Origin of the sequence: Streptomyces sp. 142MFCol3.1, assembly GCF_000424945.1 — a bacterium.
Lineage (GTDB): Bacteria > Actinomycetota > Actinomycetes > Streptomycetales > Streptomycetaceae > Streptomyces > Streptomyces siamensis.
Map to the genome: position 1 here is coordinate 179090 of NZ_AUKV01000009.1, position 12984 is coordinate 192073.

The window sequence follows — 12984 nt, forward strand, 5'->3', positions numbered from 1 at the left end:
CGGCGCGCCGCGCGCCGGCCTCGTGACCGGCGTCTTCGCGATGCACCGTGCCGAATGAAGACGCCCGGTACACAGCGCAGGTGACCGGTGATCGCGAAGCGGGCCGGTCCCGTTTGACCTTGACACGGTGACAAGGCCTTCACTGCTCGCCAAGGAGGTGGTCCCGACGGCCATGACGAGACAGGACACGGATGCGAGACGAGCGCTCCAGGCGCTGGAGGACGGCCGGTCGTCCGTACGACTGCGAGCGGCTCTGGAGGCCGGTACAACGCCTGACCCGCGCTTCGTCGACAAGCTCATCGAGCGATGCGCGATCGAGCCGGAGTTCTTCGTCCGCGACATGCTGACCTGGGCCCTCACCCGGCATCCGGTGTCCGTCACGCTCCCCGGTCTGTTGCGCGAAGTCCGCTCGGAGCGTACGCAGGCGCGGAGCCAGGCGTTGCATACGCTGTCCAAGATCGGGGACCGGCTGGCGTGGCCGTCGATCACACCGGCGCTCCTGACCGACGTCGACGACGAGGTGGCGCGGAGCGCCTGGCGGGCCGCAGTCGTACTCGTGCCGCAGGGCGAGGAGTCCGCCCTGGCCACGGTGCTGGCGACGCAGCTGGGGCGCGGTGAACGGGAGACACAGCTGAGCCTCAGCCGGGCGCTGGTCGCCCTGGGTGACGTCGTTCTGCCGGCTCTGCGTTCCGCGACGACGGCCCCTGACCCCGGCGTGCGTGCGCACGGGCTCGCCACGGAGCGGCTGCTGCGCGACCCGGATGCCGGATTCGAGTTCGCGATCGAGGAGGCGAGACGCATCCTGGCCCTCGGCGGCTTCGACCAGGAGGGACGATGGGGAAGTGTTGATCGGTGAGGTGGCGCGGCGGTCCGGGGTCAGTGCCCGGATGCTCCGGCATTACGAGTCGCTCGGCCTGGTGCGGCCCTCTGGTCGTACGGGCTCCGGCTATCGGGAGTACTCCGGTGAGGACATCCGGCGGATCTTCCACATCGAGAGCCTGCGGTCGCTGGGGCTGTCGCTGCGTGACATCGGGCGTGCGCTCGACGATCCCGGCTTCGCACCCTCGGCGCTCGTCGACGACCTCATCCGTCAGACACGTGAACGCCTCGCGGCCGAGAACGAACTGCTCACGCGGCTCCGCCGGATCGACGCCGCGGAACCCGCCGGCTGGCAGGACGTCCTCCAGGTCGTCGCGCTTCTCCAGGCACTTGAGTCGAAGAGCCCCGACACGCGCCAGCGCGCGGCTCTTTCCTCGGTCGACGAGGTTCCGGTGCCGGTGGAGGCGCTGGCCGAGGCGGCGCTGAGCGAGACGGAGCCGAACGTCGCCGGAGCCCTTCGATGGGCCCTGGCGCGATCGGGCGAGGGCGGCACGGAACTGCTCGCGGAGGGCCTGGGCTCACCGGTCGCCGCAGTGCGGGAACGCGCCGTTCGATCCCTCGCCGAGATGCCCGGTACCGAAGCCACCGCGCGGCTGCGTGACGCCCTCGCGAACCCCGACGTCGCGGTCCGCGGTTGTGCGGCTCTGGCGCTCGGGACACGAGGTGTGGCCGATGTGGTCCCGACGCTCATCGACATGATCGTGGAGGGAAGGAACGACACCGATGCGGCCGACGCGCTGAGCGCCCTGGCGAGCGACACCGTGACGGCGGATCAGATCGCGACCGGGCTCGTCGACCGCCTCGCCGCCGACACCACCGAGGCCCCCGCACGGGGACGGCTGACCCAGGCGCTGGCGGACATCCCGGGGACCACCGCGTCACGTGCCCTCGTGGAGCTGTCGCACGACGAGGACCGGGCCGTCGCGCTGACCGCGGCGTACCTTCTTCAGCTGCGTGAGGCACGGTGACGGATCTCTTCTGTCGCACCGTCGCCGTACTCGTTCTGAAACACGTCGGCCTGCAAAGTCGCCGAAGCCGCCTCGACGTCCCCGTCGTACCCGGTCACGTAGTCGCACCCACCGGCGCCCATCGAGCCACCCTCACTGAAGATCGTGAAGGGCCCAACGGGAGCGACGGGCACTGACATTCTGCTTGTCCATGGCTCTCCGGGATCTTCGGTGGCTGCGCAGGGTGCGTCGGCGCAGTTGCGTGGGCTCCAGGCGGCCCTGAATTCGCGACCGGTGGGTCACGTCGGCCTCCCGCTCGAACAGGCCCGCGCGATCGTCGACACCGATGCCGTCGCACCCCTCGGCATCCGAGCCGGCAGCCCGTGGTGGCAGTCACGAGGCACGGGCCCCAGGAGGCCACACGGGCCCCAGCGAGGCAGGCTGGATTCATGTCGTGTTTCGACCGACAGCGAAGGAGGCGTCGATCGATCATGTCCTACCCGGAGCCCCGTTACCTCGGGGAACAGGGCGAGATCACCGCGCTGTTCCGCCCCGCCGACACCTCGCCCGACATCAGCGCACCTACAGGCAACCGCACCCACTACCTCGCCACCCACACAACCACGGGCGGCGAGTTCGGCCTGTACCGGGTCGATCTGGGCCCGGCGTCCCCCGGTCCCAGCACCCACTTCCACCGGTCGATCTCGGAGTCGTTCTTCATCCTCTCAGGGGCAGTGAACCTCTTCAACGGCGACCAATGGGTCACCGCCCGTCCCGGCGACTTCCTCTACGTGCCGCCCGGCGGTCTGCACGCCTTCCACAACGAGGCCGACGAGCCGGCGTCGATGCTTCTGCTCTTCACGCCCGGCGCGCCCCGCGAGGAGTACTTCGAGAAGATTGGCGAGGTGGCGCAGCGCGGCGGCGACGAGCTGCGGGAGTTCCTGCTCCGCCACGACAGCTTCTTCGTCGATCCGCCCTAGGAGTCGTCACGGGAGAGGCCGAGCCCGGCCCGCCACGCCTTCGCGTCCACGGCACGGCGGACATCGCCGGCCCAGTACGCGTCGACGACGTCCCGGGCATCGCGTTGCGGTGCACGCTTCACCGACCACATCGCCGCAAACAGCCGCTCGACCCGATGCCGCGCCTCACGGCGGCTCACATCGAGCGACAGCCGGACGACCGCGAGCTCGGTGTCCTTGCCACGCGTCCACCGCTTGCCCTTGTTCTTCCCGCGGAACCTACGGGCAGGAACGTCGGAGGCGGACGTGTCATCGAGCAGCTCAGCACTCGTGGCATCCCAGCTCCTTGTCTTGCGGCAACACCGGGAACCTGTCCGCAACTTGATCTCCCCGCCGAGCAGGATCAAAAGTACAAGCACCCACTTCAGGATCGAAAGGGACGGCGACCGGTGCTTGACCGGGTCATCAATCCCTGTTGACGGACTCCTGGGCCGTCGGCGAGGAACGCCACAGACGAGTGAGTGCTGGTGAGCGCCCGGGATCGTGCCCCCAACGTCAGGGCAGCAGGAATCGTAGGCAGGCGAGAGTGACCAGGCGTAGTCGGACGTCAGCAGGGTGGTGCTGGGCCGGCCCGGGTGGGCGGGGTCCGACCAGACGCAGACCAACGGTACGAGGACATGCACGTGTGCTGCGGGATCAGCGGGAGCACACCGGACCGACTGATCACAGGGCGCGCATGAGGTGGGCCTGGGTCGAGCTGAGCCGACCGTTCTCGTCCTCGTCACGGGTTCGCCTGACGTGAGAAAGGTCGGGGTCGGTGTGAGACTGGGCACGGAAGGGGTGATCCCCGTGCCGGATCCGCCGCACGCGTCCTCCGGTCCCGACACCACCATCGACGAGAGCCGGCTGGAAGAGCTGATCGTCGAGGCGCAGACGGCACTGCCGGTCGAACTGCCCGCCCTGGCGAACCGGTGCGCCTCATTGCTCGGCCTTGACACCGCGCTGATCTACCTCGTCGACCTGCAACAACGGCTGCTCATCCCACTCGATGAGGCTCTGGAGCCGCTGCCGGTGGACCAATCGTCGGCCGGCTGGGCGTACCGCACCGTCTCCCCGCGGGTGGCCGAGGCCGACGACGGCTTGATCCTCTGGATGCCTCTGGTCGACGGTGCGCAGCGGCTGGGCGTGCTGGCGGTGCGGACCGCCTCGCTCGATGGGATACGGATGCGTCGCATCCGGATGCTGGCCCATCTCCTCGCCATGCTGATCACCTCCAAGCGCGCCTGCAGCGACTGGCTCGCCGCCCGTACCCGCACCGCGACCATGCAGTTGCCCGCCGAGATGCTGCGGGCCTTCCTGCCGCCCTGCACCATCGGCAGCACCAGGTGCGTCTCGACCGCGGCGATGGAACCGGCGTACGACGTCGCCGGCGACGCCTTCGACCACTCGGTGGTCAAGAACATCCTGCACACCATGATCCTCGACGCCATGGGTCACGATCTGAACGCCGGACTGACCACGTCGGTCGCCATGGCGGCGGCGCGCAACGCCCGTCGCGGCGGTGGCCACCTGGCCGACGTCGTGGGCTCCGTCGACCAGGCGCTCGCCCAGTGGCTGCCCGACCAGTTCTGCACAGGCGTGCTGTGTCGGCTCGATGCCGAGACCGGAGTGCTGCGCTGGGTCAATTGCGGTCACCCGCCACCACTGCTGATCCGTGGCGAGCGGGTGCTCGCCGGGGCGCTGGACAGCCCCCCACAGCCGCCGATCGGCCTGGCCGGCCCCTTCGCCCCAGCAGGCCGGCAGGTCCACGAGACGACCCTGGAACCGGGTGATTGCGTCCTGCTCTACACCGACGGTGTCGTGGAGGCTCGCGACGCGGACGGTGCGGAGTTCGGCCTTGAGCGGTTCACCGACTTCATCATCCGCTCCCACGCCGCCGGAGAGCGCCCGGCCGAGGTGCTGCGGCTGCTCATCCACGCCATCCTCGATTACCAGCGCAACCAGCTGCGGGACGACCTGACCATCCTGCTCTTCGAATGGCGCCCGCAGATCCGATGACGCGTGGTACGGCGCGTACACGCCCACCGGTGAGCGGCACGGGTGGGCGTGCTCCTACGTCACCGACTCGCTGTGCGGAGTCGGCGTCCGTCGGTCGCGCCTGCATCCTTGCGTGCGAGGTCTGCCTCTCGGACCCACCTCCACGGCATGAGCTGGAGGACGCCGAACGCCACTTCGACGCCGAAGAACAGCCACAGGAGCCGCGACACACCGTGGGCCAGGGCGTACGCCTGCCATGCGGCGAACAGGATACGCGCGAAGCCGTCGAACAGGCCGTGCTCCGGCAGCGTCCTGACGATCCGCAGAACGGCCCAGACGACCACCACCGAGCCCATCAGATTGGCGTACAGAATCTGCCACGGGTCGAGTTCGGGCAGAGCGCCGAGTCCGAGCGCGTTGCCGCACGACGACAGTGCGTCGTGAACCAAGGCGTAGGTCCACGGAGTTGCGAATCCGGCTGTGACGGCCAGGTCGTACCAGGCGCTTGCGCGCACGAGGCGGGGATAGTTGGGGTGCACGGGGGTGCGAAGACGACTCACGATGAGGCTCCTGCTGGTCTCTCGGCAGTGATGCCTCACGCTAAACAGTGGAGTACGGTCCAAGGTCAAGTCCGACATCCGATGGAGGGGCATGCGCATCGGGGAGCTTGCCGCGCAGGCAGGCATGACCAGAGACACCATCCGGTTCTACGAGAAGGTCGGCCTTGTCGCAGGTCGGCGTCTGCCCAACGGGTATCGCGACTTTCCACCCGAGACGCTGGCCTGGCTGCGATACATCCGCACTGCGCAGGCGCTCGGATTCTCACTGTCGGAGATCGCGCGGAACGGCGAGAGACTGCGCGAGGCACCGGACACCGCGGTAGCGCTGTCCGCGCTCTTCGAGGAGAAGATTCAGGTCGTCGACGCCCGTATCGCCGAACTGGCCGCTCTGCGAGCCGACCTGGCCACGCGCGTCGGCACTGGCTGCCCACTGCGGGCATCCGGCCGGCCCACAAGAACAGAAGAGAGAAGCGAGGCCGCTCCGGCCGCTATGCGGCAACCGGCGGAACAGCCGTAGGGGGCACGGGCGGTCGGAGAGCCGGGGCTCGTGCGGCACCGGCAAGGTCAGTGTCGAGCCGCCCGGCGCAGGCTCGGGGAACCCGGATACTCCCGCCGAGATCGGCGGATGCCAGATCGGGCCGAGGCAGACCGGCATCACAGACGAACAGAACGTGTGCGCGACCAGACGGCAGAGCAATGAGCCGGGCATCGGCTGGACCCGTCCGGCAGGGACGAGAGCGGCCGCTGCCTGTCAGCCGCTGCTGGACGGCACGGCAGTGGGCGGCTCGGCCTGACGGAGCTCGGCGAGGAGCTCGTTCTGTCCCGCCAACAGCTCCGTCAGGATGCGCCGGGCGGCTCTCAGCAGCTCGGCGACGTCACCGCCGGCGAGCGCGTAGCTGACCGTGCTTCCGTCACGGATCGAAACGACGATGCCCGACCTGCGCAGGACCGCCAGTTGCTGGGAGAGGCTGGACGGCTCGATGTCGATGTCGGCGAGCAGGTCTCTGACGGAGACGGGACCGTGTTGCAGCAGCTCCAGCACTCTGATGCGCACCGGATGCCCCAGCATCCGGAAGAACTCGGCCTTGGCCTGATAAAGGGGAACTTGCAAGACATACGCTCCCTGCGCGTCAGCGAGGACCCCGAGAGGGGCTGCCGGGGAGGGGCGGGAGACTCGCGTGTCCCGCCCCGCACAACCGATCGTGCACCTGTACACCGCCCAGATCCGCGAAATGGCGGAATGCGGATATGGAGAGTTGCAGAACTCTTCACATCGCAGGCACGCGAAAAATTCCGTCACACGGCGAGCTGCTGCTCCACGTTCTTGAGCTGATGCCTGGCCATGGCCAGATTGGACCTGGCCCTGTCCAGCACCAAGTACAGGAACAGGCCGTTGCCGTCCCGGCCGGTCACCAGCCGGATGAGGTGGTACTGGTGCCCAAGAGTGATGAGGATGTCCTCGATCTGCCCGCCGAGGCCTACCTGCTCCATGGCCCGGACCTCCGCGCGGATCACGTCAGTGTTTCCGGCTGCTGCCACCATCAGGTCGAGGTCGGCTCCTCCGCCCAGGGTTCCCAGCGCCATCCCGCTGCCGTAATCGACAACGGCGGCCCCCACCGATCCCTCGACGGCCGTCATCAGCTCCTTGAGTGAAACTTCCACACTGGCCACGGTCTGCTCCCCTCCATCGCTCGGCCGGGCGATGCTCGCCCGCCGTGGCAGACACGGTAGGAGCGTGCTGCCTACTCACGTCCCAAGTGCCAACTAGTTGCCAGAACCTGACAGGAAGACCGCTGAATCGCTTCCCTCTCCGACCACTTCGGCAGGGGGCGAGGCGGGCCCGTCATTGCTGACGACGGCCATCCCTACAACGACTCGCGCCCGCGATGTCGTGCCGCGTGGACCCGGAGCGAGCGGTCAGGCGGTGTCCGTGGCTCGTCGGCGTGGACGGTCCTGGGGTACTGCGTGAGCGGCGCTGAAGACTTTCCTTCCGGGCCCTCACCAGCGATCGCTTCAAAATGAGGCACGGACCTGCTGTTATGACGAGCGGCCGGTGGTGTAGAACAGACGCTGGGTGTTGCTCGCTCGCGGGCAGCCCCTTTTCATAGACCAGCCGGGACGTCCCGGCTATATCGAAGGACAGCAGCATGGCCAGCGGTACCGTGAAGTGGTTCAACGCCGAGAAGGGCTTCGGATTCATCGAGCAGGACGGCGGCGGCCCGGACGTCTTCGCCCACTACTCCAACATCGCCGGGAACGGTTTCCGCGAGCTCGTCGAGGGTGAGAAGGTCACGTTCGACGTCGCCCAGGGTCAGAAGGGCCCCCAGGCCGAGAACATCGTCCGCGGCTGACAAGGCTTAGCCAAAGGCAGAGGACGGGGCTCGGCGCAACGCCGGGCCCCGTTGTGCTGCGGGGTGAGTGGGCAAGGGATGAGCCACCTTGCTGCCATGTACAACGCGGATCGGCTTCCGGTCCCGCCCCAGGGCCGCTGACGTCCCCGAACCGCACGGCCGCTGATGTCCAGGCGTCATCGGGGCCGGCCGGATCGGCGGACCGCCTGCCGCACCACAGCCCGGCGCCGTGCTCCTCTTTGGGGACACGGGCCGATGGAGTCGCACCGGTCATCCCCCGCAACGACTCGGTACGCCTCGAATTCGGGCCGCCGCCGAGCTCACTGCCCGGGCCGGCGCAGCACCCCACCTGCTGACGTACGCCGGAGGGGTCACCCACCAGCATCCCGCGGGACGACATCGATTGCCCTCCAGGCGTTCTCGCGCACGAGGGGTCAGGCTACGAGCAGGCGGAGGCCGAGCTCCGCCGCGTCGAGATCGACGAGGTCGCGGTTGCGCTCGGCCCACCGGCCTGAGGCAAGGTCGTCTCGGAGCCTGTCCACCGCCCGCTGCTCGGCCTGTGGCCCGACCCTGGTCCATACCGAAACCGCGCGGCGCACATGTTCGTCCAGGTAGGCCTCGGGCCGGCGCCAGTACGCCTCGAAGAAGCCGTCAGCGCAATCCCACGGGATGAGCACCGGTTCGATGCGGGCCCCGATGGCGCGGGCCAGCTGGTCCACCGAGGGTCGGCCGGCGACGAGGTCGGCGACCTCGGGCAGGTAGTCGCGGGAGAGCCAGAACCGCTGACGCCAGCCGGTGTCACTTGAGTCGTGCGTGAACACCACGACGCGGCGGGCCACGCGCCGCATCTCGCGGAGCCCGGCGATCGGGTCCTGCCAGTGGTGAACGGTGCTGAAGGCCATCGCCGCGTCGAAGGACTGGTCCTTGAACGGGAGACTCTCCGCGGCGGCGGCTACGCACGGCGCCGCCCCCGCGGGACGCTGCGCCCGCATGACCGCCGACGGCTCCACCGCGGTCACGTCGTGGTCCGGGGGTTCGTAGGAGCCGGTGCCGGCACCCACGTTCAGCACCGTCCGCGCGTCCCCGAGCGCGTCCCAGACCCTCGCAGCGATCCGCGGCTCGGTGCGTCGCGTCGCTGGGTAGGCGGACCCGATGGCTTCGTACAACTGCGCCCCGAAGACCTTCAGTTGTTCCTCTGGCGTCGTCCTGATCCCCATTGCCCGTGCCCCCAGTTCTCTGTCTATGGCCCTCACCATGGCGGCAGCGCGGTCGCGCTGTTCCAGCAGCAGGCCGCGCAGCCGGTGCAGGCGCGCGACCGCGTCGGTGGCCGGGTCGTCAACCAGATCCGCGATCTCCCGCAATCCGAAGCCCAGCCGCCGGTAGGCGAGCACCTCCCGCAGTCGCTCCAAGTCGTCCGCCGAGTAGGCCCGGTATCCGGCCGCGGTCCGCGCGGACGGACGCGCGAGGCCGATCTCGTCGTAGTGATGCAGCGTGCGGACGCTCACGCCGGCCAGCTCGGCCGCACGTCCCACGGTCAGATGTTCTTCCACGCCACCGACCATGCGGCATCACGCCACGTGAGGGTCAAGCGCTTAGCCACTGGTACCGCGCGTGGCTCCACCATCGCGTCGGCCCATGGCTCCAGGCTGTCGAGCGGTCATTCGCGGCGGTGCGAGATGACCAGGCCGATGCCGCGGTAGCCGATGCCGCGGCAGAGGAACGGTGTCGTTGACCGAACCGCCTTGACATCCCGCAGGGACCGGCTGCCTCCGCTGCCGAGAACCTCTGACGCCCACACGGTCACGCCCCGAAGCGGCCTCCGTGCCTTCTGCAGCCCCTGGCTCGTCACGCTCAAGAATGACAGCAGGTGTGCCCTCCGTCGGTGCGCGCTGCGCTGGGAGGCCCGGAGAGCTCCTGACGGCGTCCGCGACCGTAAGGCGCGGTCAGACGTCTTGACTCTCGTCGACGGCTGGGAGGCGGAGGGCGAGGAGGGCGACGTCGTCGTCGTTGTCGCGAGGCCGGGCGCGTTGCAGTAGTTGGTCGGCGAAGGCGTCCAGATCGCGGTGGGCCAGGGACGCGGCGTGCCGGCGCAGGTTCTCCATCCCTGCGTCAAGTGGCTGCCTGCGGGATTCGATCAGGCCGTCCGTGTAGAAGACGAGGGTGGAACCCGCGGGAAGGCTGACGCAGGCCTCGGAACGCGGCCGGTGTGAAGCTATGCCAAGGAGCAGGCCATTGCCCTCGAAGAGGTAGCGGGTCAGGCCGTCGCGGCCGACGAGCAGCGGCGGCGGGTGGCCGGCGCTGCTCCACCGCAGCTGCCACCCGCCTGTGGGGTCGGCCGCCAGCCGAGCCAGGATCACGGTGGCCATACGGACGTCGGTGATCTGCGTCATGGCTTCATCCAAATGCTGGACGATGCGATGTGTGGGCTGATCCTGCGACCAGGCGAAAGCGCGCAGCATGTTGCGCAGTTGTGCCATGCCGGCCGCCGCATCGAGGTCGTGACCGACCACGTCGCCCACGACCAGCGCAGTGTCACCGCCGGGGAGGGCGAAGGCGTCGTACCAGTCGCCGCCGACGTAGGAGGCATCCGGTGCGGACAGGTAGCGGGCGGCCATCGCGACACCCGGCAGGCGCGGCAGGTGCGGCAGCAGGTAGCGCTGCATCGTCTCCGCGACCTGCCGTTGGCGCTGGTAGTGGCGGGCATTCTCCAGCGCCAGGCCGATGCGACGGGCGATGTCCTCCAGCAGGGCCAGATCATCCAGGGTGAAGGGCTCGGTCTTCTCGGAGCGGCCGAGTGTGACGGCGCCCAGCACCTCCCGCGGCCCGCGGATCGGGGCGATGGCCGCGGTCTTGATCCCCGTCGCTCTGAACAGCTTGTGCTGTTCCACCGCGATTCCGCTGTCCGGTGATCCTTGGTAGGTCTGCGGGCCGGCGAGGGTCGAAGCCACTCCCCGCAGGGCTCTGGACAAAGGCATCGGGGATTCGTCGGACACCGGGGGCATGGGTCCTTGCAGATCCTCACGCACCGTGAGACCCGAAACGTCAGCATGTATCACCAGATAACGTGACACATCATTGTTTTCTGTGATCAGGTCGATGACGGCCCAGTCCGCGAGACGTGGCAGCACGAGGCCGACCACCCGGCGCAGCGCCTCGTCCACGTCGTTGTTGGAGATGAGCTGAGCTGTGGTGTCGGCGAGCAGGGCCAGCCGCTCCAGCTCCGACAGGGCACGCGCGGAGGTGGTCGACAGCGGGGTGGACTCTGCTCCGAGGTGTGCGGTGGTGCTGGTCATGACCGCTCCTTGTCCAGCCAGGCAACGCGGTGCAGAACGATGCGGTCGGACCCGGCGGCACGCTCACCGGCTGTGAACGGAGAACGGTCTTGTGCGGGGGACTGCGTTCGCCCGGCGGTGCTGGTACCGGGCGATGCGCTGCGGTCGGTGTTTGACGACGTGGGGAAGTACCTGGTGAGGCTGCTGTTTCCCCAACAACCGACCGTGCGGCCACAAGAGCCGAGACGTCCTTTGTAGCACAGGCGTTTCCGCAAGCCTCCTCTCACTTCCGCGAGGCAGGGTGAGAGGCTGAGCACACCGGGGCTGGAACGTGCGAGGTATGTGGTGAATGGCTTGTGCGGACACCCTTGCTGTTGGTTTCCCTGGCCAACTGCCGCCCGCTCCGCATCCCCGTATCCGTCCGGGATTGCTGGACGAGTGTCACCGCCCCGGTACCGTAGGCGTAACGGTGCCATATGGTGCACCGGACCACGTGCCGGGGCCTCATAAAGGGGCCTACTCGAAGAGATCAAAACTGTCTGGGGAACGTGACCCGTAACGAACCAGAGTCGGCACGGCTGGCCATCACCAGCCGCACCACCGGCCAGATCACCGTACTGACGGTGCGAGGCGAGATCGACCACGATTCCGCCGGGCAGTTCCACCAAGCCCTCAACACCGGACACACCGCCTCGCCCCCGCGGATCGTGGTGGACCTCAGCGGCGTCACCTTCATGGACTCCACCGGCATCCAAGCCCTTGCCGCCACCCACCGCAGTACGCGGAGCGCCCACGGATGGATCCGGATCGCCGCCCCCGACAACGCCGTCCTACGCGTGATCCAGATCGTCGGCCTGGACACCATCGTCGCCTGCTACCCCACCCTGAATCAGGCCATCAACGCCTGACCACGGCTGTGCTGCGCATGAGACCTGCGCAGGCTGAACTCATGACTCCGGGTCGAGAGACGGACCTGCCGTGCAACTCGGCTTCCGACACCGGCCGCCGTGCGTGTCGCAGTCAGGGACAAGGCCGGCGAGTGCGCAGCCGTCTCCAGCGACCGCACTGGCCGGCCTCACGCCACGAGAGTGCTGTGGAGCGAGGCCGGGTGCCCACGCGCTGTGTGGGGCCGAGGTGCGCGGGTAGCCGGGACTCACCGAATCGTCGCTGCCCGGCGCCGACCCCAGGACGAGAGAGAGGTACAGCGTGTCCGCTTCCCTGGTGGAGACCGTCGACATCCAAGCCCCCGTGTCCGTTACGTGGGATCTGTGGAGCGATGTGACCAGGTGGCCTTCCTTCCTGAGTCACGTCCGCCTGGTGGACCCGTTGGACGAACGCCGCTTCGCCTGGCAACTGTCCTTGCCGGGAGCGGACAAGAACTTCGTCGCCGAACTGACCGAGGTGATCCCCGGAGAGAGGATCGCCTGGCACACCACCGAGGGCGTCCACCATGCGGGCGTCGTGACGTTTCATCGACTGAGCGACACCTCGAGCCGCGTGACTCTGCAGGTCGAGTACGACCCCAAGGGATTCGTCGAGCACCTCGGAGCACTCACCAATCTGGACTCGGTCCTCGCCAACTACGACCTCGGTGAATTCCAGAAGCTCGCCGAATCTGTGGCTTCCACCTGACGTCTGACTCATGCGGGTCCGTAGCCCGCGGTGAGTGGGAGCAAGTCTTCGCGCGGGACCGGGAGATACGGTGGTCGACGCCGTCCCCGGCCCACTTGTTGCGGGCTGCGCGCGTATCAGAAGCTGCATCCTCTGGCCATCGAGGAGGTCGGTCCAGGCGCACCAGCGGCTCAGAACGTTCAGGACGCCCAGCCTGACCGACCGGCCGGCCGCGCATCGGGCCGCGCGCGGGACTCGGCGGCGTCGGCTACCGGACGCTGCTGGTGCTGCCACACCTGCGCCTGGGGCAACACCTACGCGCAGCTCGCGGCCTGGTTCGAGGTGCGCGAGCACGGTGTACCGGTACA

The 12984-nt window shown here is 68.5% G+C and carries 14 protein-coding genes; 8 read left to right on the top strand and 6 right to left on the bottom strand.

The genetic code is table 11. The features are described 5' to 3' along the window. Nucleotides 1-172: 172 nt before the first annotated feature. From H305_RS0115150 to H305_RS0115165, 3 genes are all read left to right on the top strand, one after another. Nucleotides 173-856, top strand: a complete 684-nt coding sequence (locus H305_RS0115150) for a HEAT repeat domain-containing protein (RefSeq protein ID WP_037763968.1) — start codon at nucleotides 173-175, stop codon at nucleotides 854-856. Beyond that, entirely contained in the window at nucleotides 843-1847 is a 1005-nt protein-coding gene (locus H305_RS0115155; protein ID WP_028801126.1) for a MerR family transcriptional regulator, read from the top strand. Before H305_RS0115150 ends, H305_RS0115155 begins: the two co-directional genes overlap by 14 nt. Nucleotides 1848-2317: 470 nt before the next feature. After that, nucleotides 2318-2806 carry a cupin domain-containing protein gene (locus H305_RS0115165; protein ID WP_028801128.1) on the top strand — a complete coding sequence of 163 codons (489 nt, stop codon included), beginning with the start codon at nucleotides 2318-2320 and terminating at the stop codon, nucleotides 2804-2806. Here H305_RS0115165 and H305_RS0115170 read toward each other — a convergent pair. Next, the gene (locus H305_RS0115170; RefSeq protein WP_028801129.1) at nucleotides 2803-3204 is read right to left on the bottom strand and encodes a hypothetical protein; all 402 of its coding nucleotides are present in this window, start codon (nucleotides 3202-3204) and stop codon (nucleotides 2803-2805) included. The two genes, H305_RS0115165 and H305_RS0115170, sit on opposite strands and share 4 nt — an antisense overlap. Before the next feature lie 400 nt (nucleotides 3205-3604). Between H305_RS0115170 and H305_RS0115175 the strand changes: the two genes are divergently transcribed. Next, nucleotides 3605-4843 carry a PP2C family protein-serine/threonine phosphatase gene (locus H305_RS0115175; protein ID WP_028801130.1) on the top strand — a complete coding sequence of 413 codons (1239 nt, stop codon included), beginning with the start codon at nucleotides 3605-3607 and terminating at the stop codon, nucleotides 4841-4843. A gap of 59 nt (nucleotides 4844-4902) precedes the next feature. Here the strand turns inward: H305_RS0115175 and H305_RS45980 are convergent, their stop codons facing one another. Beyond that, the gene (locus H305_RS45980) at nucleotides 4903-5382 is read right to left on the bottom strand and encodes a hypothetical protein (protein ID WP_051370601.1); all 480 of its coding nucleotides are present in this window, start codon (nucleotides 5380-5382) and stop codon (nucleotides 4903-4905) included. 91 nt (nucleotides 5383-5473) lie between these two features. Between H305_RS45980 and H305_RS45985 the strand changes: the two genes are divergently transcribed. Beyond that, nucleotides 5474-5899, top strand: coding sequence for a MerR family transcriptional regulator (locus H305_RS45985; protein ID WP_078629056.1), 426 nt, complete (start codon nucleotides 5474-5476; stop codon nucleotides 5897-5899). A gap of 234 nt (nucleotides 5900-6133) precedes the next feature. Here H305_RS45985 and H305_RS0115190 read toward each other — a convergent pair whose 3' ends face one another. Further along, nucleotides 6134-6493, bottom strand: a complete 360-nt coding sequence (locus tag H305_RS0115190) for an ArsR/SmtB family transcription factor (RefSeq protein WP_028801131.1) — start codon at nucleotides 6491-6493, stop codon at nucleotides 6134-6136. A 185-nt stretch (nucleotides 6494-6678) separates the two neighbouring features. Next, the gene (locus H305_RS0115195) at nucleotides 6679-7053 is read right to left on the bottom strand and encodes a hypothetical protein (RefSeq protein WP_028801132.1); all 375 of its coding nucleotides are present in this window, start codon (nucleotides 7051-7053) and stop codon (nucleotides 6679-6681) included. 476 nt (nucleotides 7054-7529) lie between these two features. Here H305_RS0115195 and H305_RS0115200 point away from each other — a divergent pair, with 476 nt between their 5' ends. After that, nucleotides 7530-7733, top strand: coding sequence for a cold-shock protein (locus tag H305_RS0115200; RefSeq protein ID WP_028801133.1), 204 nt, complete (start codon nucleotides 7530-7532; stop codon nucleotides 7731-7733). 434 nt (nucleotides 7734-8167) lie between these two features. Here the strand turns inward: H305_RS0115200 and H305_RS0115205 are convergent, their stop codons facing one another. Next, nucleotides 8168-9295: a MerR family transcriptional regulator gene (locus H305_RS0115205; RefSeq protein WP_199791405.1), complete on the bottom strand. Its 1128-nt coding sequence runs from the start codon at nucleotides 9293-9295 to the stop codon at nucleotides 8168-8170. Between the two features lie 381 nt (nucleotides 9296-9676). Then, complete coding sequence (locus H305_RS0115210; RefSeq protein ID WP_028801135.1) at nucleotides 9677-11026, bottom strand: PP2C family protein-serine/threonine phosphatase; 1350 nt, start codon at nucleotides 11024-11026, stop codon at nucleotides 9677-9679. Nucleotides 11027-11553: 527 nt separating this feature from the next. Here H305_RS0115210 and H305_RS0115215 point away from each other — a divergent pair. Then, nucleotides 11554-11913, top strand: a complete 360-nt coding sequence (locus H305_RS0115215) for an STAS domain-containing protein (protein ID WP_037763970.1) — start codon at nucleotides 11554-11556, stop codon at nucleotides 11911-11913. Between the two features lie 298 nt (nucleotides 11914-12211). Next, a complete protein-coding gene (locus H305_RS0115220) occupies nucleotides 12212-12637 on the top strand; it encodes an SRPBCC family protein (RefSeq protein WP_028801137.1) in 426 nt (141 codons plus the stop codon). The last annotated feature ends 347 nt before the right edge of the window (nucleotides 12638-12984 follow it).